The sequence below is a fragment of the Rhodoferax ferrireducens genome (assembly GCF_049302455.1).
In the GTDB taxonomy this organism is placed as follows: Bacteria; Pseudomonadota; Gammaproteobacteria; order Burkholderiales; family Burkholderiaceae_C; genus Rhodoferax; species Rhodoferax ferrireducens_B.
The window spans coordinates 49729-75956 of sequence record NZ_JBAQMD010000029.1; the positions used below are offsets into that span (position 1 = coordinate 49729).

At 58.7% G+C, this 26228-nt stretch carries 22 protein-coding genes and 1 tRNA gene; 7 read left to right on the forward strand and 16 right to left on the reverse strand.

Annotated features, from left to right (window positions below; translation table 11 throughout):
* Position 1: 1 nt before the first annotated feature.
* The 4 genes from tilS to cysS form a co-directional block, all read right to left on the reverse strand.
* Entirely contained in the window at positions 2-964 is a 963-nt protein-coding gene (tilS, locus tag WA157_RS05050) for a tRNA lysidine(34) synthetase TilS (protein ID WP_422619925.1), read from the reverse strand.
* A 39-nt stretch (positions 965-1003) separates the two neighbouring features.
* Positions 1004-1981, reverse strand: coding sequence for an acetyl-CoA carboxylase carboxyltransferase subunit alpha (locus WA157_RS05055; protein ID WP_011463653.1), 978 nt, complete (start codon positions 1979-1981; stop codon positions 1004-1006).
* 188 nt (positions 1982-2169) lie between these two features.
* On the reverse strand, positions 2170-2820 hold the full coding sequence (locus tag WA157_RS05060) for a DNA-3-methyladenine glycosylase family protein (RefSeq protein WP_422619926.1): 651 nt from the start codon (positions 2818-2820) through the stop codon (positions 2170-2172).
* 45 nt (positions 2821-2865) lie between these two features.
* Positions 2866-4245, reverse strand: a complete 1380-nt coding sequence (cysS, locus tag WA157_RS05065; RefSeq protein ID WP_422619927.1) for a cysteine--tRNA ligase — start codon at positions 4243-4245, stop codon at positions 2866-2868.
* Positions 4246-4429: 184 nt separating this feature from the next.
* On the opposite strand from cysS, the gene WA157_RS05070 reads away from it, so the two are divergent.
* From WA157_RS05070 to WA157_RS05090, 5 genes are all read left to right on the forward strand, one after another.
* A complete protein-coding gene (locus WA157_RS05070; RefSeq protein WP_422619928.1) occupies positions 4430-5452 on the forward strand; it encodes a L,D-transpeptidase Cds6 family protein in 1023 nt (340 codons plus the stop codon).
* Positions 5453-5572: 120 nt separating this feature from the next.
* Complete coding sequence (locus WA157_RS05075) at positions 5573-6766, forward strand: L,D-transpeptidase family protein (protein WP_422619929.1); 1194 nt, start codon at positions 5573-5575, stop codon at positions 6764-6766.
* Between the two features lie 50 nt (positions 6767-6816).
* On the forward strand, positions 6817-7362 hold the full coding sequence (locus tag WA157_RS05080) for a peptidylprolyl isomerase (RefSeq protein ID WP_422619930.1): 546 nt from the start codon (positions 6817-6819) through the stop codon (positions 7360-7362).
* Between the two features lie 3 nt (positions 7363-7365).
* A complete protein-coding gene (locus tag WA157_RS05085; RefSeq protein ID WP_422619931.1) occupies positions 7366-7872 on the forward strand; it encodes a peptidylprolyl isomerase in 507 nt (168 codons plus the stop codon).
* Between the two features lies 1 nt (position 7873).
* Complete coding sequence (locus WA157_RS05090) at positions 7874-8704, forward strand: UDP-2,3-diacylglucosamine diphosphatase (protein ID WP_422619932.1); 831 nt, start codon at positions 7874-7876, stop codon at positions 8702-8704.
* 55 nt (positions 8705-8759) lie between these two features.
* On the opposite strand, the gene WA157_RS05095 is transcribed toward WA157_RS05090, so the two are convergent.
* From WA157_RS05095 to WA157_RS05145, 11 genes are all read right to left on the reverse strand, one after another.
* Positions 8760-8836 (reverse strand) — tRNA-Pro (locus WA157_RS05095).
* 38 nt (positions 8837-8874) lie between these two features.
* Positions 8875-9324, reverse strand: coding sequence for a MerR family transcriptional regulator (locus WA157_RS05100; RefSeq protein ID WP_422619933.1), 450 nt, complete (start codon positions 9322-9324; stop codon positions 8875-8877).
* Between the two features lie 103 nt (positions 9325-9427).
* Positions 9428-9763: an integration host factor subunit alpha gene (locus tag WA157_RS05105; protein ID WP_422619934.1), complete on the reverse strand. Its 336-nt coding sequence runs from the start codon at positions 9761-9763 to the stop codon at positions 9428-9430.
* Positions 9764-9800: 37 nt separating this feature from the next.
* On the reverse strand, positions 9801-12233 hold the full coding sequence (gene pheT, locus WA157_RS05110) for a phenylalanine--tRNA ligase subunit beta (protein WP_422619935.1): 2433 nt from the start codon (positions 12231-12233) through the stop codon (positions 9801-9803).
* Positions 12234-12254: 21 nt separating this feature from the next.
* Complete coding sequence (gene pheS / locus WA157_RS05115; protein WP_422619936.1) at positions 12255-13331, reverse strand: phenylalanine--tRNA ligase subunit alpha; 1077 nt, start codon at positions 13329-13331, stop codon at positions 12255-12257.
* A 101-nt stretch (positions 13332-13432) separates the two neighbouring features.
* Positions 13433-13792: a 50S ribosomal protein L20 gene (rplT, locus tag WA157_RS05120; RefSeq protein ID WP_011463641.1), complete on the reverse strand. Its 360-nt coding sequence runs from the start codon at positions 13790-13792 to the stop codon at positions 13433-13435.
* A gap of 25 nt (positions 13793-13817) precedes the next feature.
* On the reverse strand, positions 13818-14021 hold the full coding sequence (gene rpmI / locus WA157_RS05125; protein ID WP_041791621.1) for a 50S ribosomal protein L35: 204 nt from the start codon (positions 14019-14021) through the stop codon (positions 13818-13820).
* Between the two features lie 195 nt (positions 14022-14216).
* Positions 14217-14798, reverse strand: coding sequence for a translation initiation factor IF-3 (gene infC, locus WA157_RS05130; RefSeq protein ID WP_422619987.1), 582 nt, complete (start codon positions 14796-14798; stop codon positions 14217-14219).
* An 89-nt stretch (positions 14799-14887) separates the two neighbouring features.
* The gene (thrS, locus tag WA157_RS05135; protein ID WP_422619937.1) at positions 14888-16813 is read right to left on the reverse strand and encodes a threonine--tRNA ligase; all 1926 of its coding nucleotides are present in this window, start codon (positions 16811-16813) and stop codon (positions 14888-14890) included.
* Between the two features lie 263 nt (positions 16814-17076).
* Entirely contained in the window at positions 17077-18396 is a 1320-nt protein-coding gene (aceA, locus tag WA157_RS05140; protein WP_422619938.1) for an isocitrate lyase, read from the reverse strand.
* A 386-nt stretch (positions 18397-18782) separates the two neighbouring features.
* Positions 18783-20027 carry a nitronate monooxygenase gene (locus WA157_RS05145; protein WP_422619939.1) on the reverse strand — a complete coding sequence of 415 codons (1245 nt, stop codon included), beginning with the start codon at positions 20025-20027 and terminating at the stop codon, positions 18783-18785.
* 313 nt (positions 20028-20340) lie between these two features.
* On the opposite strand from WA157_RS05145, the gene WA157_RS05150 reads away from it, so the two are divergent.
* Positions 20341-21249, forward strand: a complete 909-nt coding sequence (locus tag WA157_RS05150) for a CoA transferase (RefSeq protein ID WP_422619940.1) — start codon at positions 20341-20343, stop codon at positions 21247-21249.
* Between the two features lie 40 nt (positions 21250-21289).
* On the opposite strand, the gene ispD is transcribed toward WA157_RS05150, so the two are convergent.
* Positions 21290-22546 (reverse strand): 2-C-methyl-D-erythritol 4-phosphate cytidylyltransferase, encoded by a 1257-nt coding sequence (gene ispD / locus WA157_RS05155; protein WP_422619941.1) that lies wholly within the window; start codon positions 22544-22546, stop codon positions 21290-21292.
* Positions 22547-22656: 110 nt separating this feature from the next.
* On the opposite strand from ispD, the gene mfd reads away from it, so the two are divergent.
* Positions 22657-26199 (forward strand): transcription-repair coupling factor, encoded by a 3543-nt coding sequence (gene mfd / locus WA157_RS05160; RefSeq protein ID WP_422619942.1) that lies wholly within the window; start codon positions 22657-22659, stop codon positions 26197-26199.
* The last annotated feature ends 29 nt before the right edge of the window (positions 26200-26228 follow it).

A 26228-nucleotide genomic window follows, 5' to 3' on the forward strand; every position in this document is an offset into this window, starting at 1 on the left:
ATTAGAGCAAAACCGCAGGATTGTACCAATGCAGCACAGCGCCCCTGCGCTCGCAGAGACCGGTGCCAACCTTGATCCTGATCTGGTGTCCCCGCGTGGTGCAGACGGCAATCTGGTCCAGCAGCTCGGCCAACTGCGCCGTGCTGGGCACGGCTTGAAAAGCGGTGTTGAGCCAATGGCGCAGCACATTGGCCTGGCGCGGGCGATTTAAGGCCTGCAGTTGCGTAATCACCGGTGGATCACCAATGTGCGCCAGGTCCTGCACCGCCACATCAAGCAACACGGCCTGCGCCTGCGCCGCATGGGCGGCGCTGCGGACAAAGGTATCGCGAAATTGCGGGAATGTGGCGTCCAGCGCTGGCAACAGCCGCGCGCGAATACGGTTGCGGGTGAACTGTTCATCGACATTGGTCGGGTCCTCAATCCAGGTCACGCCACGACCGATAAGCCAGCGCCGGATATCTGACGCTGCGACCCGCAGCAGTGGGCGATGGTAGGTGAGCCCCGCGCGCTGCCAGCTCGCTGGCATGGCGCTCATTCCCGGCAAACCCGCACCCCGACTCAGGGCCAGTAACAGTGTCTCAACCTGATCATCGGCATGCTGCGCAAGTGCTATACTTTTTATAGCTACTTGCGTATATTCCACGAGGGCTACAGCCTCAAAAGCCTTATATCTGGCGCGGCGTGCGGCGTCTTCCGGGCTCTGGCCCGATGCGTGACGAGCATCCACGCGCTTGACCACCAGCGGCAGGCCCAGTCGCACACAAACAGCCTGGCAATGCCGCTCGAAGTCATCGCCCGCCGCCTGTACCCCATGGTGAATGTGGATGGCATGGACCTGCCCCGGCCATTTCTCGGCACAGGCCAACAACAAAGCGGTGGAGTCGGCCCCACCACTGAAGGCCACCGCCAGCGGCAAGGTCGGCGTGAAAGCGGCCATGGCGTCAGCCAACGTTGCAGTCAAACGGCCACCTGACTAAAAGCGATACCGACGCGCCATCCGTTACTTCGCCGCTGCCTTGGTATCGATGAAGCGACCATAGCTTTGCAGGCGGTCGTAGCGACGGTCCAGCAGCTCCTTGACCTTGAGGTCGCTGACCTGGCGGTAGGCGTCGGTCAGGGCGCGCTTGAGGAAAGCCGCCATCTGCTTGTAATCGCGGTGCGCACCGCCAACCGGCTCGTTGACGATCTTGTCAATCACGCCCAGCGCCTTGAGCCGGTGCGCGGTAATACCCAGCGCGTCCGCCGCTTCCTGCGCCTTCTCCGACGTCTTCCAGAGGATGGAGGCGCAGCCTTCCGGGCTGATCACCGAATAAATCGAATACTGCAGCATCAGCACCTGGTCACCAATCGAAATCGCCAGGGCGCCGCCCGACCCGCCCTCGCCGATGATGGTGGTGATGATGGGCACTTCGAGCTGCGCCATCTCGAAGATATTGCGGCCAATAGCCTCGGATTGGCCCCGTTCTTCAGCATCGATGCCGGGGTAGGCGCCAGGCGTATCGACAAAGGTGAACAAGGGCAAGTTGAACTTTTCAGCGGTTTTCATGAGGCGCAGGGCTTTGCGATAACCCTCAGGCTTGCTCATGCCAAAGTTGCGCAGGCCGCGCTCTTTGGTGTCACGCCCTTTTTGCTGCCCCAGCACCATGCAGGGTGTGCCATTAAAACGCGCCAGGCCACCCACAATGCTCAGGTCGTCGGCGAAATGGCGGTCGCCGTGCAGCTCGACAAAATGGGTGAAGATGTCGTTGATGTAATCGAGCGTGTAGGGTCGCTCTGGATGACGGGCAATTTTGGTAATTTGCCACGGGCTCAAGTCGCTGTAAATGTCTTTGGTGAGCTGCTGACTTTTCTTGGCCAGTTGACCAATTTCAGTCGAAATGTCCACCGCCGACTCGGTCTGCACATAGCGCAGTTCTTCGATCTTGTTTTCGAGATCGGCAATCGGTTGCTCAAAATCGAGGAATGTTTTCTTGGCCACAAATGACTCCTATACGGTTGGGGACAGCGCTTGTTCGCTTGGCGTCACTGCGGTCTGTCCCACATCTTTAATCGGTTGGGGACAGAGCTTGTTCGCTTCGCGTAACGGCGGTCTGTCCCACAAAATCTCAGCCTTGTTGGGGACAGAGCTTGTTCGCTTCGCGTAACCCCGGTCTGTCCCACAAGGTCTCAATAGTCCACCGGCAGTGGATCCAGCGAGCGCCAAATATACCAAGTTGCCACACTGCAATACGGCGCCCAGGCGGCGGCTACTTCGCGGGCGTCACTGCGGCTGACCACGTCGCCTGAAAAATAGTTCTTGCTGATGCCATTGATCAGCCCCACATCGTCAAGCGGCAACACATTGGGGCGCATCAGGTGAAAGATCAAAAACATCTCAGCCGTCCAACGGCCAATGCCACGAATGGCAATCAACTCGGCGATGATCGCCTCATCGTCCATGGTCTCCCAGGTCTCGACATGCACCGTGCCACTGTCAAAGTGCAGCGCCAGGTCCACCAGGTATTCCACCTTGCGCACGCTCAAGCCCGCGGCGCGCATGTCATCAACTTTGAGCTTGAGCACGTTGGCCGCTGTGATCTTCTTGGGCAGCAGCGCAAAGCGATTCCATACGGTCTGAGCCGCCTTGACCGAAATCTGCTGACCCACCACGCTGCGCGCCAGCGTCACAAAAGCATCGCCCCGGGTTTGCAGGCAGGCGTCGCCAAACTGCGGAATGAGCCGCTTCATCACCCGGTCTTTTTTCATCAGGTGTTTACACGCGTCGCTCCAGTAGGCGGGAGCGACGGCCACTGCCGCTACAGTGCTGGTAGCTGACATTGCACTATCCACGGGGGCTAGAGGCCAAAATGACCATTATAAAAATCATGCCGCCACTTCCCAGACGGTGCCTGCGGCTGAATCTTTCAAAACAATGCCCCGAGCCAACAGGTCCTGGCGAATGCGATCAGCCTCGGCAAAGTTCTTGGCTGCCTTGGCCGCCGTGCGTTGCGCAATCAAGGCCGCAATGGACGCCGCGTCGAGCGTGGCGCCGGCCTGCAAAAAAACTTTCGGGTCGCCCTGCAGCAAGCCAAGGCAGGCGCCCAGCGCCTTCAGCAGACCCGCCAATTTGGGGTCGCGGGTTTTATTGACCTCGGTCGCCAGCTCAAACAGCACCGCCACCGCCTCGGGGGTGCCGAAGTCTTCATCCATCGCCGCCTTGAAGCGCGCAGCAAAAGGCTGGCGCCAGTCAATCTCAAGCAGCGGTTCGGGCGCCACCAAATCAAGCGCGGTGTAGAGGCGCTTGAGCGAATTGCGCGCATCATCCAGATGCGCGTCGCTGTGGTTCAGGGCGCTGCGGTAGTGCGCCCGGATGATGAAAAAGCGCGTGGTCTCAGCGTCATAACGCGCCAAAATATCGCGGATGGTGAAAAAATTGCCCAGGCTTTTGGACATTTTCTCGTTGTCGCGCGTCACAAAGCCGTTGTGCATCCAGATGCTCGCCAGTGGTTTGCCGGTGGCACCCTCGCTTTGGGCAATTTCATTCTCGTGATGAGGAAACTGCAGATCAGCGCCGCCACCATGAATGTCAACCGTCTCGCCCAGCATCTGGCCACACATGGCCGAGCACTCGATGTGCCAGCCCGGGCGGCCCTGGCCATAAACACTGTCCCATTTCGCATCCAGCGGCTCGTTCGGTTTGGCCGTTTTCCAGAGCACGAAATCAAGCGGATCATCCTTGCCGTCCGCCACCGCCACCCGTTCACCGGCGCGCAACTCATCGAGTGACTTGCCGCTGAGCTTGCCGTAACCGGGGAACTTGCGCACCGCGTAATTCACATCGCCATTGACCGACTGGTAGGCCAAGCCCTTTTGTTCAAGTCGTCCAATCAGGCTCAACATTTGCGGAACATACTCAGTCGCCCGGGGCTCATGCGTGGGTCGCTCAATACCCAGAGCATCGGCATCCTGATGCAATGCATCCACCATGCGCTCGGTCAGTGCCCGGATGGATTCGCCATTCTCCAACGCACGTTTGATGATTTTGTCGTCAATATCGGTGACATTGCGCACATAGGTCACCCGCAAGCCGCTGACCTTGAGCCAACGCTGCACCACGTCAAATGCGACCATGGCGCGTGCATGGCCCAAATGGCACAGGTCGTACACCGTCATGCCGCAGACGTACATGCGCACGTGGCCAGGTTGCAGCGGAATCAAAGGTTCAATGGCACGCGACAGCGTGTTGTAAATGCGCAAACTCATGGGTGTTTCAAACAACGGCGTCAGGGTAGTCAACCGAACGGTGGCCTCGCAAAGACAGCAAAAGGGGCGTAATTATGGGGCACTGAAAAACAACCCCTAAGCTACAATTCTTTGCAGTATATAGCCCGGTCGGCTGGCCCGCCGCAATTGGCGGGCGTTCACCCTGCAGGAATCAAAAAACCCCATGACGCTCGCCCGCACTGCCCTTTTCACCACCCTGCGCCTGCTGACGCTCGCTCTCGCCTGCGCCACTTCAGTTGCCTACGCAGACGACTATGGCGATGTCAGTCAGCTGGTGCGTGCTGGCAAGCTGGACGAGGCCATGGTCAAGGCCGACAGCTACCTGGTTGGCAAGCCGGCCGACCCTCAGATGCGCTTTCTCAAAGGTGTCATCCAACGCAATTTGGGCAAGCAAGCAGAGGCCATTGCCACCTTCACCAAGCTCACTGAAGATTATCCCGAGCTGCCCGAGCCCTATAACAACCTGGCCGTGCTCTACGCGGGCCAAAGCCAGTTCGACAAAGCCCGTGCCGCGCTTGAAATGGCCATCCGCACCAACCCCAGCTACGCCACGGCGCACGAAAATTTGGGCGACATTTACGCCCGGCTCGCCAGCCAGGCCTACAACAAGGCGTTGCAACTCGATGGTGCCAACGCAGCGGTGCCGCCCAAGCTGGCCCTGATTCGGGAGTTGTTCAGTCCCAACAACAAGGGGCAGCATCCCGCTACTGCGGCGCCGGCCGCTGCCCCGGCAGTGCCTGTCGCAAAACCGTCAACGCCGGCGACTGCCGTTCCAGCCGTCGTAGCTCCGGCCACAACCATCAGAGCTGCACCCGCAAAACCCGTCGCCAGCGACAGCGCAGCCCAAGAATCCAGACAAGTCGAAGCGGCCGTGCAGGCCTGGGCCACGGCTTGGTCGGCCAAAGACATAACGGCTTACCTGGGCGCTTATGGCAAAGAGTTTGATCCGGCCGGCCAGCAGACTCGCAACGCCTGGGAAGAAGAACGCCGCAAGCGCATCGTCGGCAAGACCAGCATCAGTGTCAAGCTGGAGAAACTGAGCGTCACAGTCAATGGCGCCAAGGCGATCGCCAAATTCCGCCAGGACTACCGCGCCGGTGCGCTGGCGGTATCGAGCCGCAAAACGCTTGAATTAGCCAAAACCGGCAACCGATGGCTGATCGTCAAGGAAAGCACGGGAAACTGATGCGCGCGGTCGGATCACAGCGAACCTGGCTGACGATGCCGCTGTTGTCATTGGTCGACTGACGCCCTTATGAAGCGGTATTTTCCGACCCTCGTTGTTGCAGCCCTTGTCACTCTGGCAATGAGCACTGACGCGAGCGCTCGCAAGAAGCCCGCGACCAAAGCCAAGCCGGTCGCGACCGTCAAGCAAAAACAAGCGGCCAATGCCGACCTGGCTGAAGCACGCCTGATGGGCATTTACCAGCTCATGGCCAAAGCACAGGGCCGTGAAGCCTTGGCCCAGGCCGAGCAACTGGTCAAAGACCACCCTCACTTTCAGCTCGCGCAACTGGTCTACGGCGACCTGCTGGCCGCGCGCACACGACCCGTTCGAATGGTTGGCGACGTACCGGAGCCCATGCGCAAAGCCGCTGCACCGGTGCTCAATCAACTCCGCGATGAGTCGCAAATGCGCTTGAAGGCGCTTCGTGAACGCCCCCCTTCTGGCGCACTGCCGTCGCAATTTCTGGCCTTGTCAGCTCGCAACAAACACGCCATTGCCATAGATGCGTCCCGCTCGCGCCTGTATCTGCTGGAAAATCGACCCACCGGACTGACACTGATTGCCGACTATTACGTCTCCATCGGGAAATCCGGGCTGTCAAAAAACGCCGAGGGTGACTTGCGAACACCCATGGGGGTGTACTTCATCACCAGCAACCTGGACCCCAAGTCGCTGAAAGACTTTTACGGCTCAGGTGCCCTGCCCATCAATTACCCGAACGTACTCGACAACCTGCGTGGCAAAACAGGCGGCGGCATCTGGCTGCACGGCACGCCGCCCGGCCAGTTTTCGCGCCCCCCCCTGGCCACCGACGGCTGTGTCGTTTTGGCCAACCCCGACTTGATGGCACTGATCCGGACCGTCGAAGTTCGCACCACACCGGTCGTGATCTCGCAGAGTCTGAAATGGGTAACACCCAGCACGGCTCGTTCTGAGAGCAAGCCCTTTGAACAAGCATTGACGGCTTGGCAAAATGCCAAATCCAGCGGCAACATGAACCAGGTGCTCAGTTTCTACAGCCCCAGCTTCAACAGCAATGGCAAGTCACTGACAGAATGGACGCCGGCACTGCGCAGTGAGTTAAACAAGGTGCAGGGACGCGCGATCCAGCTCAAGGATCTGTCCTTGCTGCGCTGGACCGATAGCGCCGACACCATGGTGGTCACTTTTGGCGAGGTCACGGATGGCACCCGTACGGGGCCGACCAAACGCCAATACTGGGTTCGCCAAGGCAGTGACTGGAAAATATTTTACGAAGGAGTTATTGGATGAAATATATACGTTTATGGGCTATAGCCCCCGCAGTTATTGGACTTTCAGCTATGTTTTTAGTAGCATCCGAGGCATGGGCGCAAGCACCAGCCCAGGTCAAGTTTGCCACCACGGCAGGCGACTTTGTGGTCGAGGTCTACCCCGACAAAGCGCCTAAAACAGTCGACAATTTTTTACAGTACGTTAAAGACAAACATTACGACGGCACGATCTTCCACCGCGTGATTCCCAACTTCATGATCCAGGGCGGCGGCTTTGATGCCCAGTACGTGCAGAAGAAAACTCGCGCGCCGGTGCCTCATGAGGGCCGCGAAGCACTGGCCAAGGGCGGTCAAAAAAATGTGGTCGGCACCTTGGCCATGGCCCGTACCAATGACCCGCAATCGGCGACGGCACAGTTCTTCATCAATGTCAAAGACAATGCGTTTCTGGACCCCACGGCGGATCAATATGGCTACACCGTGTTTGGCAAGGTCACCAGCGGCATGGATGTGATCCAGAAAATCAAGGCCGTGCCTACCGGCCCGGCCGGCCCCTTTGGCTCCGATGTTCCCAAAACCCCAATTCTTATCAACTCTGCAACCCTGGTGAAGTAAATCATGAGCAACCCGCAAGTCGAACTCCACATCGCCAATTACGGCGTCATCACCCTTGAACTCGATCAGGACAAGGCACCCAAGTCAGTGGCCAACTTTTTGAGTTACGTCAAAAAAGGCCATTACGACAACACCATTTTTCACCGCGTCATTCCCGGTTTCATGGTGCAAGGCGGCGGCATGGAGCCTGGCATGAAAGAAAAAAAAGGCGACCAACCCATCGTCAACGAAGCTGACAACGGCTTGAAGAACCTCAACTACACGGTCGCCATGGCCCGCACCGGTGACCCCCACTCAGCCACCGCGCAGTTTTTCATCAACGTGGCCGACAACGGCTTCCTGAACCACACCGCCATTTCAGCCCAGGGCTGGGGCTACGCCGTGTTTGGCAAGGTCGTGTCGGGCACTGACGTTGTTGACAAAATCAAGACGGTCAAGACCGCCCGCAAAGGCTACCATGACGACGTACCGGTGGACGACGTAGTGATCGAAAAGGCCGTGGCACTCTGACATGAGCGCATCCCGGCCCAGGAACACGACGCCAACCGTGGCGCCATCCTGGCCGGTACTGCAAGCGCCCGCGCACTGGCGGCAACTTGATTTCATCTCTGACTTGCACTTGCAGGACAGTGACCTCGCCACCTTCAGCGCCTGGCAACACTTTATGCAGACGACGCGCTCTGACGCTGTGTTTATCCTGGGTGATTTGTTTGAAGTGTGGGTCGGTGACGATGTATTGGCAACGCCTGGCTTTGAAACCCGCTGTGCTCAGGTTCTGCAAGCTGCCTCGCATCGATTGACCATTTTTTTGATGCGCGGCAACCGCGACTTTCTGCTGGGCGACGCCTTTGCCCAGGCTGGCGGCCTGACCCTGCTGGACGACCCCAGCGTACTGAACTTTGCTGGGCAACGCTGGCTGCTTTCGCATGGCGATGCTTTGTGCCTGGAAGACACCGACTACCAGCAGTTTCGCTCGCAGGTGCGCAGCGCGGCCTGGCAACAAGACTTTTTAAGCCTGTCTCTGACGCAACGCCAGCAGTTGGCGCATGGCATGCGGATGCAAAGCGAAGCACGCAAGCGCAGCGGCGCGCCGTATGCCGACCTTGACGAGCCAATGACCTGCAGCTGGTTGCACATGGCCCAGGCCAGCACGCTGATTCATGGCCACACCCACAAGCCCGCTGACCACCAGATGACCGATGGCCTGCGCCGCATCGTCCTGAGCGATTGGGACGCCACCGCTACGCCACCGCGTGCTGAAGTGTTGCGCCTGAGCGCGGCTGTTGCGGGTCAAGCCGAGGGCAGCACCGTGCAACGCCTGCAGGCGACTCGGGCAGAGTGAAGCCAAAAAGACAAAGGGGTTAGCAAGCGATAAAGCTGCTAACCCCCGTATTTATTGGTCGGTGTGAAAGGATTCGAACCTTCGACCCCTTGCACCCCATGCAAGTGCGCTACCAGGCTGCGCCACACACCGTCTAAGGGCGAAATTATAACCGCTAGCCAAGCGCAACTTCAGCGCGCGGGCGAGAGGAGTTCACGAATTTCAAATAACTCCCTGCGCACGAGCAGCAACGGGTCTAAAGCGCCGTCGGACGCCGGCTCCAGCTGGGTGTCTTCAAAGTCGTTCAATTCGGACTCGTTGAGTTCAATCACCTCGATGCCATCGAGCGACAGGTCACCATTGCACTTTTTGTCACGCTCAGTCTGCAGGATTTCCTGCATTTTTTGGCGCGCACCGCTAATGGTGAAACCCTGGTCATAGAGCAAATCGCGGATCCGCCGGATCATCAGCACCTCGTGGTGCTGATAGTAGCGGCGGTTGCCGCGCCGTTTCATGGGCCGCAGTTGCGTGAACTCTTGCTCCCAATAACGCAGCACGTGCGGTTTGACGCCACACAAATCGCCCACCTCACCAATGGTGAAATAGCGTTTGGCAGGTATGGGAGGGAGGGAGTTCTCCATTTAAATCAATGCGGCCGGAGAAGAATTTTGCAGGTTACCCCAAGTCACCACGGTGTGTAAAGCAGCAAATCAGCTCCAGACACCAAATAACCACAACCTGACCCTATGGCGCCAAAGGCACCAGCTCTTGATCCTGAATTTGCTCTTTGAGTTTGTACCCAGCATGAAACGTCACCACCCGGCGCGCCTGAATGGGAATGGTCTCACCGGTGCGCGGATTTCTCCCTGGGCGTGGCGCCTTGGTGCGAATCTGAAAATTTCCAAAACCTGAAATCTTGACGTCCTCACCCTGTAGCAGGCTGTCAGCCACCAGGTCAAAGAACGCGTCCACCATGTCTTTGGATTCGCGCTTGTTCAAGCCGATTTTCTCAAACAGCAGCTCAGCCAGTTGCGCTTTAGTCAGTGCTGGCATCTCCAGGCTTTCAACCGATAGATCCATGGGGTACTCGCTTTTTGTTCGGGTTGAGGGTGAAGGGTCAGGTTCGCTGACGCGCACCCAATTTGCTCAGGAGTGAAGCAAGCACCGCTTGCGTCGCATTGTCAATTTGTTCTTCGGTCAGCGTGGCATCGTCGCTGTTGAGCGTTAAACGTATCGCATAGCTTTTTTCCGAGCCGGGCGCGTCCAGATCCTTGGCACTCTTGGGTCGATAGATATCAAACAAAACAGCGTTGCGCAGCAGTCCCGCCGTGGGCGCGGACCAAATGGCGTCCATCAAGTCAGCATGTGATGAAAGCTTTTCGCTCACCATCACGGCAATGTCACGGTCCACTGCTTGATGCTTGGCTACGCCTTTGAATACGGACACCTCGCGCTGCAGCAAGGCGTCAAGATCGAGTTCAAACATGAGCGGCGCTTGCGCCAGATCGTAGGCCTGTCGCCATTTGGGATGCAACTCTCCGACGAAGCCAATCGCAACACCGTCGAGCATCACGCGGGCGCAACGCCCCGGGTGCATGGCGGGATGCTGCGCAGACTCAAAGACAGGACGGCGTGGCGCCAGCAAAATCTCCACATCACCCTTGATGTCAAAGAAATCGACCGGCCGCTCTTTGTGCCCCCACTGCACTGCGTCGGCACTGCCACACACCAGACCTGCCACGCGCATGGGCTGATCAAAACCTTCTACCGTGGCATCGGTGTTTTTGACGGAAGCATCGCGCAAGAAGACGCGGCCGAGTTCAAAGACGCGCACGCGCTGCGCCTTGCGATCCAGGTTGAACTTCAAAACCTGCAACAGCGAGCCCAATAGCGACGAGCGCATCACGCTCATCTGGCTGGCGATCGGGTTCAGCAGTTTGATCGGATTCGGGTTGGCGCAAAGCTCATGTTCCCAGCGTTCCTCAACAAAACTGAAGTTGATGGTTTCCTGATAACCCAGCGCGGCGATGCTACGGCGCAGGGCAAACGGACTGCGCTGCGTCTCAGGGCGAACCTTGGCGGTGATCGGTGCCAGGGGCGGTATCGAAGGCAGGTTGTTGTAGCCCACCATGCGGGCTACTTCTTCAATCAGGTCTTCTTCAATTTGCAGGTCGAAGCGGTATGACGGCGGCGCCACGGTGATGATGCCCTCGCTCTGTGTGATCGCCAGACCCAGGCGCGTCAGCGCGTCCGCGCATTGCGCCTGCGTGAGCGCCATGCCGATGACTTTGCAGGCGCGCGCCACGCGCAGGCTGACGGGTGGCGCAACAGGCATATTCACCTGCTGGTCGTCAATGGGGCCACAAACGGTGTCGGCCGTGCCACAGATGTCAATGATCAACTGCGTGATGCGCTCGATGTGCTCCACGGTCTGACTCGGGTCGACGCCGCGCTCAAAGCGGTGACCGGCGTCGGTGGAGAAGTTGAAGCGGCGGGAACGCCCGGCGATGGCTTTCGGCCACCAAAAAGCGGCTTCCACATAGATATTTTGCGTATTGTCCGACACCGCCGTCGCGTCACCGCCCATGATGCCCGCGAGCGACTCTACTTCGGCTTCATCGGCAATCACGCCAACCTGATCGTCCACCGTGACCGTGTTGCCATTGAGCAGTTTGAGTTGTTCACCGGGTTTGCCCCAGCGCACATTGAGGCCACCGTGGATTTTGTCCAGATCAAAAATATGCGATGGCCGTCCCAGCTCGAACATCACGTAGTTGGAAATATCGACCAGCGCCGTGACACTGCGCTGGCCACAACGCGCCAACCGCTCCACCATCCAGTCGGGCGTACTGGCCCGGGGATTGACGTGGCGCACGATGCGGCCGGAGAAGCGCCCGCACAGATCGGGGGCACTGACCTTCACTGGCAAGGTGTCTGCGCCGCCGGCCTTGACGACGGAGAAGCTGGGCGTCATCAAAGGCGCACCGGTCAAAGCGGCAACTTCACGCGCCACACCGTACACACTCAGGCAATGCGCCAGATTGGGCGTGAGTTTGAGCGTGAACAAGGTATCGTCCAGCTTCAAATGCTCGCGAATGTTTTGGCCCAACGGAGCATCGCTGCGAAGCTCCAGCAAACCGCCATGATCGTTTGACAGTTTGAGTTCCCGGGCCGAACAGAGCATGCCGTAGCTTTCAACGCCGCGCAGTTTGCCCACCTTGATCAGAAAAGGTTTGCCATCTTCACCAGGGGGCAACTCCGCGCCGACCAAGGCGCACGGCACCTTGATGCCGACCCGGGCATTCGGGGCGCCACAAACGATGGTGAGCAGTTCAGCCTGGCCGACGTCCACCTGGCAGACGTGCAGCCGATCGGCATTGGGATGCTGCGCTGACTCTTTGATCTCACCCACCACGATCTTGGTGAACGGCGGGGCGACGGGCTTGAGTTCTTCGACCTCAAGACCGGCCATGGTGAGTGTTTGCGCGAGTTGTTCAGTGGACAGTGGCGGGTTGCAGAATTCGCGCAACCAGGATTCAGGGAATTGCATGATGATTCTTTAATCGGTTTCTTATGATTGGAATTGCGACAGAAAGCGGACATCACCGTCAAAGAACAGGCGCAGGTCATTCACGCCATAGCGCAGCATGGCAAGCCGGTCCGGCCCCATGCCGAAGGCAAAACCAATGTATTTTTCCGGCTCCAGGCCCATGTTGCGAATCACATTGGGATGCACCTGGCCCGAACCTGCCACTTCCAGCCAGCGACCCGCCAGCGGTCCGCTTTGGAACTGGATATCAATCTCGGCACTCGGCTCGGTGAACGGGAAAAAACTGGGGCGAAAGCGCAGCACCAGGTCATCTGACTCAAAGAAGGTGCGACAAAAATCGGTAAAGACAAATTTGAGGTCTTTGAAACTGACGTTCTCACCGACCCACAGGCCCTCGCACTGGTGGAACATGGGCGAATGCGTGGCGTCGCTGTCGACGCGGTAGGTGCGTCCGGGCGCGATCACGCGAATCTCGGGCATATCGCCTGAAAAAAGTCCTTCCGTCGGACCAACACCGGCCGCCGCACGGTGCCGTTTGACATGTTGCACCGCATAGCGGATCTGCATCGGGCTGGAATGAGTGCGCAACAAATTTGGGGCAGTGGCGGTGCCGCCCTCGACATAGAAGGTGTCATGCATGGAACGCGCCGGATGGTCCTCTGGCGTATTCAAGGCGGTGAAGTTGAACCAGTCCGACTCAATTTCGGGACCTTGTGCGACATCAAATCCCATTGAGCCAAAGATCGCCTCGATGCGTTCCAGGGTGAGCGACACCGGGTGCAAACTGCCCTGCCCGCGCTGGCGGCCTGGCAGGGTCACGTCGAGCGCCTCAGCCTGGAGCTGCGCCTGCAATTCAGCGTCGGCCAATGCCTGGCGGCGGTTATTCAGTGCCACTTCAATGGCCTGCTTGGCAAGGTTGATGGCGGCGCCGCGGGACTTCTTCTCGTCCACGGTCAAGGCGGCCATGCCCTTCATCAGCTCGGTGATGCGGCCCGACTTGCCCAGAAACAACGCTTTGGCGTTTTCCAGGTCTGCCGGGGTGCGGGCTTGCTCAAAGGCGGCTTTGGCACTGTCAACGACGCTGTTCAACTCGTTCATAAATTCTCTTGAAATTGAAAAAGGGCTAGTGCCTTTTAAAGCTCTAGCCCTTGTCTCTATTGCATAATTCGCTATTAAATTAATAGCGCATCAGCGTGAACTCAAGCTGCCAGCTTGGCCTTGACTTGATCCACGATGCTGGCAAATGCCGCCATGTCATGCACAGCGATATCGCTCAGGACCTTGCGGTCAATCTCGATGTTCGCCTTCTTCAGGCCGTTGGCGAATTGACTGTAGGTCATGCCGCACTGACGCGCAGCGGCATTGATACGGGCAATCCACAACTGACGGAAGACGCGCTTTTTGGTACGGCGATCACGGTAGGCATATTGCCCGGCCTTCATCACCGCTTCTTTGGCAACGCGATAAACATTACCGCGGCGACCGCGGAAACCTTTGGCAAGGGCTAAAACTTTTTTGTGGCGGGCGCGAGCCGTTACACCACGTTTGACGCGAGGCATGTGAGTACTCCTTGTTCGTCGTTAATTAAATGCCACGGCCGGGCAACATCTGTGACATGCGACCCATATCGGTCTCATGAACAGCTGTCGATCCGCGCAATTGGCGTTTATTTTTGGTGGTCTTCTTGGTCAAGATGTGACGTTTGAAGGCTTGGCCGCGTTTGACGGTGCCACCTGGACGGACGCGGAAGCGTTTCTTCGCCGCGCTCTTGGTCTTCATTTTGGGCATGTTCATGCTCCTTTTCATTGTGCTCGTGAGGCGTCTGCAAACTATTTGCAGTCTTGTTGGCCCCGAGCCACTTTTGAGCGGTGAGTGTTACTTCACCACTTTTCAGCAACGCTTTTCACAGCATCGCTGTCGCGGCGGGTATTAACCCACCCCGTTTTGTAGCGCACCAGCTTGGCAAGCAGTGCACAAAATTCTTCAAGCCGTCGTGTCTGCCACCGGCTTCGTGGCAATCTTCTTCTTGCCCGGCGCGATCATCATGATCATCTGGCGCCCTTCGAGCTTGGGAAACTGCTCAATCAAAATCAAATCACCCAACTCAGTGCGAATGCGGTTCAACAAGGCCATGCCAAGATCCTGGTGTGTAATCTCGCGACCCCGGAACCGCAGCGTGATCTTGCACTTGTCACCTTCAGCCAAAAAGCGCTTGATGTTGCGCATCTTGATGTTGTAGTCGCCTTCGTCAGTGCCTGGACGGAACTTGATCTCTTTGATTTCGATGACCGTCTGCTTGGCCTTCGCTTCCGCCGCCTTCTTCTGCTCCTGGTATTTGAACTTGCCGTAATCCATCAAACGACAGACCGGCGGAACCGCCGTGGCGGAGATTTCAACCAGATCAACATCGAGATCACCCGCCATCCGCAGCGCCTCCATCAGGCTGACCACACCGAGCGGCTCGTTTTCAACTCCCGAGAGTCGGACTTCCGGGGCCATGATTTCCCGGTTCAGGCGATGTTTGCGTTCTTCGCGGTGACGGCGGTCACGATATTCAGTAGCGATGGCTTAATCCTTCACAATTTTTGCCACGATAAACGCAGCTCCAACCGTCTGGCGCACGCGGGCAAACTGTTATTTCGCTTCAAATGAGCTCAACCAACAGACTTGTGAGTGATGTCACTGGATATTTTTTGCACGAATGCATCGAGGGACATCACACCGAGATCTAAACCACCTCGGGCGCGCACTGCAACGGTACCTGCTGCTTTCTCTTTGTCACCAACGACCAAGATGTAGGGCAGCTTTTGCATTGAATGCTCGCGTATTTTAAACGTAATTTTTTCGTTCCGCAGATCAGCGACCGCCCTAAGCCTTTGATCTGGCAATGCATTTTTTAATTTTTCAACAATTTCGCGACAATAGTCAGCCTGCGCGTCGGTGATATTGAGCACGGCAACCTGCACCGGAGCCAGCCAGGTTGGCAAAGCCCCGGCACTTTCCTCGATCAAAATTCCGATGAAACGTTCCAGACTGCCGACGATGGCGCGATGCAGCATGACCGGCCGATGGCGGGCACCATCCTCGCCGACGTACTCGGCATCGAGCCGCTCGGTCATGAAAAAATCGACCTGAATGGTGCCGCATTGCCACTGTCGACCGATGGCATCTTTGAGCGTGTACTCGATTTTGGGGCCATAAAACGCGCCCTCGCCCGCGGTGATTTCAAATTCGCAACCCGACGCCCGCAGGCTTTCCATCAGGGCATGTTCGGCCTTGTCCCAGCTTTCATCCGAGCCGATGCGCTTGTCCGGGCGGGTGGCTATCTTGTAGATGATGTTCTTGAAGCCAAAGTCGGCATAGACTTTTTGCAGCAGCGCCGTGTAATCGACACACTCCTGCAAGATCTGGTCTTCAGTGCAAAAGATGTGACCATCATCCTGCGTAAAGCCGCGCACCCGCATGATGCCGTGCAAGCCGCCCGAGGGTTCATTGCGATGGCACTGGCCGAACTCGCCATAGCGTAGCGGCAGATCGCGATAGCTCTTGATGCCCTGTTTGAAGATCAGGATATGCCCCGGGCAGTTCATCGGCTTCAGGGCGTATTCGCGCTTCTCCGACTCGGTCGTGAACATGTTCTCCCGGTATTTGTCCCAGTGGCCGGTCTTCTCCCATAAAGACTTGTCGAGGATCTGCGGCCCTTTGACCTCCTGGTAACCGTTGTCGCGATACACGTGGCGCATGTATTGCTCCACACCCTGCCACAAGGTCCAGCCCTTGGGGTGCCAGAACACCAGACCCGGCGCATGGTCATCAATGTGAAACAGATCAAGTTCGCGCCCGAGTTTGCGGTGATCGCGCTTCTCGGCTTCTTCGAGCATCGTCAAGTGCTGCTGCAATTCATCTTTGGTGGCCCAGGCCGTGCCGTAGATGCGCTGCAGCATTTCGTTGCGATGGTCCCCGCGCCAGTAGGCGCCGGCCAGCTTCATCAGCTTGAAGAACTTCAGCTTGCCGGTGCTGGGCACATGCGGGCCACGGCACAAATCTTCGAACTTGCCTTCGCGGTAAAGCGACACGTCTTCGCCCGCCGGAATGCTGGCGATGATTTCCGCCTTGTAGTTCTCACCCAAGCCTTTGAAATAGGCCACTGCCTCGTCGCGCGGCAGCACGCGGCGGGTGATGGGCTCGTCTTTGGCGGCCAGCGCAGCCATCTTCTGCTCAATCGCGAGCAAGTCCTCTGGCGTAAACGGGCGCTTGTAGGAAAAATCGTAGAAAAACCCGTTTTCAATCACCGGGCCGATCGTGACTTGCGCATCCGGGAACAATTCTTTGACCGCGTAAGCCAACAAATGCGCGGTCGAATGGCGGATGACCTCCAGCCCCTCGGCGTCCTTGGCCGTGACGATAGCCACCGCGCTGTTCGCCTCGATCAGATAACTGGTGTCCACCACCCGTCCGTCAACTTTGCCCGCCAAGGCTGCCTTGGCCAGACCGGCACCAATGGAGGCGGCCACCTCGGCCACCGTTACCGGAGCGGGATAGTCGCGTTGGGAACCGTCAGGAAGTGTGATTTGAATCATGATGAAAACCAGAAAGATATAGAGCAAAAAAAAAGCGCGGCACCGGCCGCGCTCTACTATGATTTTTGTAACTGCCAGCGCACAAGGCGCGCGGACTAGCGGCTTGCAAGCTGTATAAACTTTGCCGACGTAGTTCGCGGTGTCATAACCAGACTGCCTTTCTCGCTCTTTTTGCAGGAATGAAGCGGCGAGTTTAACAAAAAAGGCCTGTGCCACCCATCACTGGATGACACAGGCCCATTTTCCTGGACCCGCAATGCTGCTTAATGGAACTGTTCTTCTTCAGTGGAACCGGTCAGCGCCGTCACATTGGACTTGCCGCCCTGAATCACAGTGGTGACTTCGTCAAAGTAACCGGTGCCCACTTCTTGCTGGTGTGACACAAAGGTGTAACCCCGAGCGCGTGCAGCGAACTCGGGCTCCTGCACCTTCTCGATATAAGCCGTCATGCCACGTTTGACGTAATCCTGCGCCAGGTCAAACATGTTGAACCACATCGAGTGAATGCCGGCCAAGGTGATGAACTGGTACTTGTAACCCATGGCGCCGAGTTCTTTCTGGAACTTGGCAATGGTGGCGTCGTCGAGGTTTTTCTTCCAGTTGAACGAGGGCGAGCAGTTGTAAGCCAGCAATTTGCCCGGATGTTTGGCGCGCACGGCCTCTGCAAATTTGCGGGCAAATTCCAGGTCAGGCGTGCCGGTTTCGCACCAGACCAGGTCGGCGTAGTCAGCGTAAGCCACGGCGCGGCTGATGGCTTGGTCCAGGCCTTTGCGGGATTTGTAGAAACCTTCGGCGGTGCGCTCACCGGTGAGGAAAGGTTTGTCGTTTTCGTCGTAATCACTGGTCAGCAGGTCAGCCGCTTCAGCATCGGTGCGGGCAATCACCAGCGTCGGCACGCCGCAGACGTCAGCTGCCATGCGGGCTGCAATCAGCTTTTGAATTGCTTCATTGGTGGGCACGAGCACCTTGCCGCCCATGTGGCCACATTTCTTGGCCGATGCCAGTTGATCTTCCCAATGCACGCCCGCAGCGCCGGACCTGATCATGTTCTTCATCAACTCAAAACCATTGAGCACACCGCCAAAACCGGCTTCGGCGTCGGCCACGATGGGTGCAAAGTTGTCGACATAGCCGGTGTCACCGGCGTCAATACCTCTGGAGTGCTGAATCTCGTCGGCACGACGGAACGCATTGTTGATGCGCTCGACCATGGTGGGCACCGAGTCAACCGCGTACAAGGATTGATCCGGGTACATCGACATGGACGTATTGCCGTCCGCGGCGACTTGCCAGCCCGACAGGTAAATCGCCTTCACGCCGGCCTTGACTTGCTGCATGGCTTGACCGCCCGTCAAGGCGCCCAGGCAATTGACATAGTCTTCGGTATGCAACAAGTTCCAGAGCTTTTCGGCACCGCGGCGCGCCAGGGTGTGCTCAATCTGGAACGAACCGCGCAAGCGCACCACATCGGCGGCGCTGTAGCCGCGCTTGATGCCCTTCCAGCGCGGGTTGGTGGCCCAGTCTTTTTCCAGTGCGGCGACTTGTTGTTCGCGGCTCAGTTGCTCGTTGATGGTTTGTGTCATGAGATCACTCCTTAAGTTGAAAAAAACGTTGGCATTGGCGCTTTGCAGCTCCCTTGCTTCAAGATTAATTTTAGGTCTTGTATAAGACTAAAAATAAATCTTATGTCTTATAGAAGACATTTTTTAAATCAAACAAAATCAATGACTTACAACCATCAATTCGCAATATGAAAATGAATTTTTCACAACGAGAAAAAATTTTGCCATGGGCTCGGTGATTTTTTTACATTCCGAAATTACTTTTCCGCGATGTGGAAAAATTGAAAGGCAGCCACACTGCCCGAATTCCAGAGCGCGCCCAACAAGGCCGCGGCAGCAATGACGCGAACTGCGGCGCTTCAGCCGTCGATCGAGTTCAGAAAAGTAACAGGGAACCCGCCAAGGGATCAAACCGGCAAGACAACTTTCTGATCGACGCTGAACTGATAGTCTTTGAAAATGTGCTCGGCACTCAAAGTCTGGTAAGTACCGTCGGCATTGCGCAGCGTCGTATCTTTGAGGCGGTAGGTGTAATGCCCGCAAGTCCAGCAATTAAAGTTGCGCATGTGGGTGCACAAGCAGGTTTTGTCCATGACGACAATGTTTTTGCCGTCCGGGTGCAGTGCCAGTTCGCGGTTATACGCGGTGATGTACGCACAGTTGCCATTGCCGTCGAGCAAGTAGCCATAAGACTCACAGCCGGGCCGGATGCCCGAACCGATAGCGGGTGAGCTTTTGAGCATGCGCATGGGGTAGCCGGTCGGCGAGATCGTGTTGACTTCAATGTCAGCTTCGCTGGCCTTGAAGTAATCCTGCTTGACTTGGGCGGGCAAACCACACTCATTGGCCACGGTGAACCGGGTGGCGACCTGCACCGCGGCCGAGCCCATTTCCAGAAACTGCACCGCGTCACTGCCGGTAAAGATGCCACCGGCGGCAATCACCGGAATGTTGAGCTGCTCGTCTTTCACATACTTGATGACTTCAGCAATGATGGTTGCCAGATCGTATTGCGCCCAGTCCATGCCAAAACCCAAATGGCCCCCGGCCAGCGGGCCTTCCACAATCACATAGTCGGGCTTGCGCTCCAAGCGTGCATTCTTGCGCAAAAACAATTGCAGCGCGCGCACCGAGGACACGATGATGCCCAGCTTGGCATCGCGAAAACGGGGGTGGTCTGCAATAAGCCCAAACGAGCCCAGGTGCAAGCCGGCGCTCAAGGTGATGCCATCAATGCCTGCATCCAACGCTGACGCCATGCGCACCTGCAGGGTCTCGCGCGGCCCGTTCATGGTCAGCTTTTCCATGCAATTGACAAAAATCAGGCCCTCGCTCCCCTTGGCCTGCATGGTGGCTTCAACGTGGCGCCGGGTAGCCTCGGCCAGCACACCCAGATCGAACTTGATGATGGACTTGTCGGAGTTGTCGATGTTGGCCTTGTAGAAACGGGTTTTGTCCTTGACAAAACTGGTGTCAAAGCGCCGGTCAGATACGTCGGGCACCATGGCGTCAGAGATGTGGCCGATGCCGCCAAGCCGGGCGGTTTCCAGGGCCAGTTCGGCGGTTGAAATATCAACACCCATGCCACCGACGATGATCGGGACAAACTCTTTTTTTCCGAACTTCAGACGGAAATCATCAACACGTTTCATGAAAATCCTCGGGGGGACTCCAACATCTCGGGTACCCGTCCTGGACGCGGACCCCCAAGGGGCACGGAGAAGCTGAAAGTCGCAAGACAATATAGTCCTGTAAGCGCGGAATTCTACCCGCCCGCCCCCTCAAATCTGCCGGATTGATAATTCCCCTTGCCGACTCAAGTGCTTGGCCGAGGCCATCCGGCCCGGCGTTCGAGCGGTCTCGGGCCCACGCAGCGCGTGACGCGTTGGCCCGCAGACGCTCACGTAAGATGGACGCCCAAAGCCTCTTATTTAAATAGCCACAGTTCACAAGGCATTGACCCCCATGGCCACTTCATCCAGCAAGCCCCTGCGCCCGCTCAAGGGCGTGCGCATTCTCAGCCTCGCGCTCAACCTGCCAGGCCCGGCTGCCCTGATGCGCTGCCAGCAAATGGGCGCGAGCTGCGTCAAACTCGAACCGCCAGCGCCCTTTGGCGCGCCGCCCGGCGCGTCTGGCGATCCCATGGGCTTGTACAACCGCACGGCCTATGACGTGCTGCACCGGGGTGTTCGCATCAAAGTCGCCGACCTCAAGACGGAACAGGGTCAAAAAGCCTTGCACCGGGAATTGGCCAAGACCGATGTGTTGCTGACTTCTTTTCGACCGTCGGCCCTGAGCAAACTGGGGCTGGACTGGAAAACGCTACACAAGCGTTACCCGGCCCTGTCACAGGTGGCGATTGTCGGAGCCCCCGGCGCGCGCGCCGAAGAACCGGGACACGATCTCACCTACCTGGCGGAAAACGACCTCATCAGCGCTCTGGACTTGCCACCAACCCTGTACGCTGACATGGGCGGCTCGCTGATGGCATCGGAAGCCGTGCTCACGGCGGTGTTGATGCAGCAGAAAAATGGCAAAGGCTTGTTGATTGAAGTCGCGCTGTCAGACGCCGCGGGCTATCTGGCCTTGCCGCGCAACTGGGGCTTGACCCAGCCTGGCGCCGCTGTCGGCGGTGGCCACGCCGGCTACCGCGTCTACCCCTGCAAGGACGGCCGGGTGGCGGTGGCGGCGCTGGAGCCGCACTTTGCCAAAGCCCTGTGCGACGCAGCCGGGGTTTCCTATGCCAACATCCTGACCCTGTTGTCACCTGACACGCATCAGGCCATTGCCAGCTACCTGCTCGGCATGACCCGCCAGGCCCTGGATGCGCTGGCCAGAGAAAAAGACATTCCCCTGCATACACTATCAAATTAATAGCTACAAAGCAAGGTAGGACGGGGGCTAGCGGCCTGTTTTATATAAATTTCTGCAGCAGCACCGTGGCGCGCGCTTCCATGGCCTGACCCAGCCCCACCGGGCCCATTTTTTCTGCCGTCTTGGCTTTGACATTGACTTGATCGACCTCAAGCGCCAGCGCCAGCGCAATTTGCGCTCGCATGGCGGCCATATAGGGCATCAACTTGGGCGCCTGCGCGATCACCGTGCTGTCCACATTGCCGATCTCAAAACCATGCTCGCGTACGCGCCGCGCGGCCTCCGTCAGCAAAACCAACGAATCAGCGCCCTTGAAGCGCGCATCGGTATCCGGAAAATGCGTGCCGATGTCCCCCAGCGCGGCGGCGCCCAGCAAGGCATCGGTGATGGCGTGCAATAGCACGTCCGCGTCCGAGTGGCCGAGCAGCCCGAGGTGATAGGGAATCTCGACGCCCCCCACCATGAGCTTGCGCCCCGCAACCAGAGCGTGGATGTCCCAGCCTTCACCGATTCTGAAATTCATGTCACTGGCCCTGTTAAAAGCGATGGTTGACGGCTGCAGCGCTGAAGCACTGGACGAGCGTGCCTGCAGCACCGCTTCGGCCAGAGAGAAGTCTTGCGGGTAAGTCACCTTGAAATTCTGGGCGCTGCCGGGCACCAGCTTCGGGCTCAGGCCCATGGCTTCCATGGCGCTGGACTCGTCGGTGACGGTGATGCCTGCCACTTGCAACGCGTCCAACAGACTGCCCAGGCGAAACATCTGGGGGGTTTGCGCCAGCCACTTGTCGGCACGCTCCAAGGTGGCGGCCACCCGGCCAAGGGACTCACGTTTGAGGGTGTCAGGCAAGGGCAGTGCCAGCAGGCCGCCCACCTCATCTTGCCAACAGGCATCGATCAACTGATCTATCTGATCCGGACGAATCAGACAGCGGGCCGCGTCGTGCACCAGCACCCAATCGTGCCGATCAGCACCTTGTCTCAGCAGAAAATTCAAGCCATTCAATACGCTGGCAGCCCTCGTCGAACCTCCACAAGCAGCTACTAAAAAGCGAGCGTCATTCAAGGTCTGCGAGGCAAAAAAAGCATCGTCTGGCGCGACCACCACCAGTGTGCGGGCAATACGCGGCACCGCCGCAAACGCCGCCAGGGTGTGCAGCACCATCGGCTGCCCGGCCAGCAGCTGGTACTGCTTGGGGCCCGCCGCCCCGGCCCGCGAGCCGGTGCCCGCGCAGGGAATCAAGGCCCAACAGCGCGGAGCCGTGTCGGATTGGGGGATAAGTGCGGGGGTGTCTAGCATGGTGTGGCCCGCATTCTAGAATCGATATCAATTCACCCTGGCCTGAAACGCGCAGGGTGTTGGCGTTTTTGTCACGCATTGGCGCTTTAGCCACCACCTGCCCTGCATTCATGGAATTACCCAAACTCATCCCCGGCAAACGCTTCACGCTGCCGCGCCCGGTCGGCTCAGCCGATGCGCTCTTACTGGCCCAGCTGGGGCTGCGCGAGAAGAGCCAGCACAAGGTCACGGCCATCATCACGGCCGATGCCCTGGACGCGCAGCGCCTGATCGACGAGATGGCGTTCTTTGCGCCCGAGCTGCGCTGCGTGCTGTTTCCGGATTGGGAAACCCTGCCCTACGACACCTTTTCACCGCACCAGGACCTGATCAGCGAGCGCTTGGCCACCCTGTGGCGCATCAGCCAGCGCAACAAGGACACCGGCGCCGATGTGGTGCTGGTGCCCGCCACCACCGCGCTCTACCGGCTCGCGCCGCGTGCCTTTCTGGCCGGCTACACCTTTCATTTCAAGGTCAAACAAAAGCTTGATGAAGCCAAACTCAAGGCCCAACTGACTTTGGCCGGCTACAGCCACGTGACGCAAGTGGTGAGCCCGGGCGAATACGCGGTGCGCGGCGGCCTGATCGACCTGTTTCCGATGGGCAGCGCCGTGCCCTACCGCGTTGATTTGTTTGACGACGAGATCGACAGCATCCGCACCTTTGACCCCGACAGCCAGCGCAGCCTGTACCCGGTGCCCGAGGTGCGCCTGCTGCCCGGGCGCGAGTTCCCGATGGACGACGAGGCGCGCGCGCGCTTTCGCAACCGCTGGCGTGAGTTGCTGGAGGGCGACCCGACCCGCAGCCGCATCTACAAAGACATCGGCAACGGGGTTGCCACCGCCGGCATTGAGTACTATTTGCCGCTGTTCTTTGACGACACCGCCACGGTGTTTGACTATTTGGGTGAGGCGGCCACGGTGGTGCTGCACGGTGACCTGGAACCCGCCTTTGCCCACTTCTGGCAAGACACGCGTGAGCGCTACCGGCTGGTGCAAGGCGACCCGGAACGCCCGGTGTTGCCGCCGGGGGCCCTGTTTTTAAGCACTGAGCAGTTTTACGAGCGGGTCAACCAGCATGCGCAACTGGCCATCAGATCCGTTCGGGCTGAGCCGCCTGTCCTGAGCACGGTCGAAGGGGCCCCAGCCCTCCCTTCGACAGGCTCAGGGCGAACGGAGTATCTGGAATTTGGCACCTTGCCGCCTTTGAGCGTGGTGCGCGGCGCCGAAGATCCGCTTGCCCGCCTGAAAGCCCATATCCGCAACACCCAGCAGCGCACCCTGGTGCTGGCCGAAAGCGAGGGCCGGCGCGCCAGCCTGCTGGACTTCTTGCACAGCAGCCAGTTCGACCCGCCGGCGTTTGACTCGCTGGCGGAATTCGAGCGCAGCGATGAGCCGATCGGCATCGCCACCTCCAGCCTGAGCGCGGGCTTTGGCTGGCTGGAAGCGGGCATCGACTTCGTTACCGAGACCGAACTTTTTGCCGCTGGCCCGACCACACGCCGGCGCAAAAAGCAGGAGCAGGTCAGCGACGTCGAAGCGCTGATCAAGGACCTGAGCGAGCTCAACATCGGCGACCCGGTGGTTCACTCGGCCCACGGCATTGGCCGCTACCGCGGCCTGATCAACCTGGACCTGGGCAACAGATTAGCCAATGGCGAGCCCGAGGTGCAGGAATTTTTGCACCTGGAATATGCCGACAAGGCCACGCTGTATGTGCCGGTGAGCCAGTTGCAGCTCATCAGCCGCTACACCGGCGTGGCCGCGGACGAAGCGCCGCTGCACAAACTGGGCTCCGGCCAGTGGGACAAGGCCAAGCGCAAAGCAGCCGAGCAAGTGCGCGACTCGGCCGCCGAGCTGCTCAATATCTATGCCCGGCGCGCCTTGCGCGAAGGCCATGCGTTCCGCTACTCGGCCAGTGACTACGAAATCTTTGCCAACGACTTCGGCTTTGAGGAAACCGCCGACCAGAGCGCCGCCATTCACGCCGTGATTCAGGACATGATCAGCCCGCGCCCGATGGACCGGCTGATCTGCGGCGACGTCGGTTTTGGCAAGACCGAGGTCGCCCTGCGCGCCGCCTTCATTGCCATCACCGGCGGCAAGCAGGTCGCTTTTCTGGCACCGACCACGCTGCTGGCCGAACAGCACTACCAGACGCTGGTCGACCGCTTCAGCAAATGGCCGGTCAAAGTGGCCGAGATGAGCCGCTTCCGCTCCGCCAAGGAAATCACCGCCGCCATGAAAGGCATTGCCGACGGCACCATCGACATCGTCGTGGGGACCCACAAGCTGCTGAGCAAAGACACCCACTTCAAAGACCTGGGCCTGCTCATCATCGACGAGGAGCACCGCTTTGGCGTGCGTCACAAGGAGCAGATGAAAGCGCTGCGCGCCGAGGTCGATGTGCTCACGCTCACCGCCACACCGATCCCGCGCACGCTGGGCATGGCGCTGGAAGGCCTGCGCGACCTGAGCGTGATTGCCACCGCGCCGCAGCGCCGCCTGGCCATCAAAACTTTTGTGCGCACGGAAGGCGCTGGCGTGATCCGTGAGGCCGTGCTGCGTGAACTCAAGCGCGGCGGCCAGGTTTACTTTTTGCACAACGAGGTCGAAACGATCGAAAACCGCCGCGCCAAGCTGGAGGAACTGCTGCCCGAAGCGCGCATTGCCGTGGCCCATGGCCAGATGCCCGAACGCCAGTTGGAGGCCGTGATGCGCGACTTTGTGGCCCAGCGCTTCAACCTGCTGCTGTGCTCCACCATCATCGAGACCGGCATTGACGTGCCGACGGCCAACACCATCGTGATGGCGCGCGCCGACAAATTTGGCCTGGCCCAATTGCACCAGTTGCGCGGCCGCGTCGGCCGCAGCCACCACCAGGCCTACGCCTACCTGATGGTGCCCGACCTGGAGGGCCTGACCAAGCAGGCGCAACAGCGGCTGGACGCCATCCAGCAAATGGAAGAACTGGGCAGCGGCTTCTACCTGGCCATGCACGACCTGGAGATTCGCGGTGCCGGTGAGGTGCTGGGCGAAAACCAGAGCGGCAACATGCTGGAAGTCGGCTTCCAGCTCTACAACGAGATGCTGAGTGAAGCGGTGCGCTGCCTCAAAGCCGGTATCGAGCCCGATTTGCTCAGCCCGCTCAACGTCAGCACCGACATCAATCTGCACGCCCCGGCGCTGTTGCCGAATGATTTTTGTGGCGACGTGCACCTGCGCCTCTCGTTTTACAAAAAGCTGGCCACCGCGAACAATACCAACCAGATTGATGCGCTGCTGGAGGAACTGGTGGACCGCTTCGGCAAACTGCCGGCCCAGGCGCAGACCCTGATCGACGTTCACCGTCTGCGCGTTTTGGCCAAACCCTTTGGCGTGGTCAAGGTCGATGCCGCGCCCGGCGTGATCACCATCACCTTCAAGAAAAACCCGCCGATTGATCCGATGAAGATTATTGCGATGATCCAGAAGAACAAACACATCAAACTGGCGGGCAATGAGAAGCTGCGCATCGAGCGGGAACTGCCCTTGCCACAAGACCGGGCGCAGATGGTGCGCGATGTGCTGAAAAATCTGGGGCAGCCGGTGGCGGCTGTTGCGACAGTCGCATAGAAGAACAAGCCCACCTGACAGCCAACCAG

What these genes read in the sequence shown, in the direction of transcription:
- cysS (WP_422619927.1), bottom strand. Translation starts at nt 4,245, where the DNA reads ATGAGTTTGCGCATTTACAACACGCTGTCGCGTGCCATTGAACCTTTG.
- WA157_RS05150 (WP_422619940.1), top strand. Translation starts at nt 20,341, where the DNA reads ATGGCCACTTCATCCAGCAAGCCCCTGCGCCCGCTCAAGGGCGTGCGC.
- WA157_RS05145 (WP_422619939.1), bottom strand. Translation starts at nt 20,027, where the DNA reads ATGAAACGTGTTGATGATTTCCGTCTGAAGTTCGGAAAAAAAGAGTTT.
- ispD (WP_422619941.1), bottom strand. Translation starts at nt 22,546, where the DNA reads ATGCTAGACACCCCCGCACTTATCCCCCAATCCGACACGGCTCCGCGC.
- WA157_RS05090 (WP_422619932.1), top strand. Translation starts at nt 7,874, where the DNA reads ATGAGCGCATCCCGGCCCAGGAACACGACGCCAACCGTGGCGCCATCC.
- rplT (WP_011463641.1), bottom strand. Translation starts at nt 13,792, where the DNA reads ATGCCTCGCGTCAAACGTGGTGTAACGGCTCGCGCCCGCCACAAAAAA.
- thrS (WP_422619937.1), bottom strand. Translation starts at nt 16,813, where the DNA reads ATGATTCAAATCACACTTCCTGACGGTTCCCAACGCGACTATCCCGCT.
- WA157_RS05080 (WP_422619930.1), top strand. Translation starts at nt 6,817, where the DNA reads ATGTTTTTAGTAGCATCCGAGGCATGGGCGCAAGCACCAGCCCAGGTC.
- WA157_RS05085 (WP_422619931.1), top strand. Translation starts at nt 7,366, where the DNA reads ATGAGCAACCCGCAAGTCGAACTCCACATCGCCAATTACGGCGTCATC.
- rpmI (WP_041791621.1), bottom strand. Translation starts at nt 14,021, where the DNA reads ATGCCCAAAATGAAGACCAAGAGCGCGGCGAAGAAACGCTTCCGCGTC.
- WA157_RS05070 (WP_422619928.1), top strand. Translation starts at nt 4,430, where the DNA reads ATGACGCTCGCCCGCACTGCCCTTTTCACCACCCTGCGCCTGCTGACG.
- WA157_RS05100 (WP_422619933.1), bottom strand. Translation starts at nt 9,324, where the DNA reads ATGGAGAACTCCCTCCCTCCCATACCTGCCAAACGCTATTTCACCATT.
- aceA (WP_422619938.1), bottom strand. Translation starts at nt 18,396, where the DNA reads ATGACACAAACCATCAACGAGCAACTGAGCCGCGAACAACAAGTCGCC.
- WA157_RS05105 (WP_422619934.1), bottom strand. Translation starts at nt 9,763, where the DNA reads ATGGATCTATCGGTTGAAAGCCTGGAGATGCCAGCACTGACTAAAGCG.
- pheT (WP_422619935.1), bottom strand. Translation starts at nt 12,233, where the DNA reads ATGCAATTCCCTGAATCCTGGTTGCGCGAATTCTGCAACCCGCCACTG.
- WA157_RS05075 (WP_422619929.1), top strand. Translation starts at nt 5,573, where the DNA reads ATGAGCACTGACGCGAGCGCTCGCAAGAAGCCCGCGACCAAAGCCAAG.
- mfd (WP_422619942.1), top strand. Translation starts at nt 22,657, where the DNA reads ATGGAATTACCCAAACTCATCCCCGGCAAACGCTTCACGCTGCCGCGC.
- WA157_RS05060 (WP_422619926.1), bottom strand. Translation starts at nt 2,820, where the DNA reads ATGTCAGCTACCAGCACTGTAGCGGCAGTGGCCGTCGCTCCCGCCTAC.
- pheS (WP_422619936.1), bottom strand. Translation starts at nt 13,331, where the DNA reads ATGAACGAGTTGAACAGCGTCGTTGACAGTGCCAAAGCCGCCTTTGAG.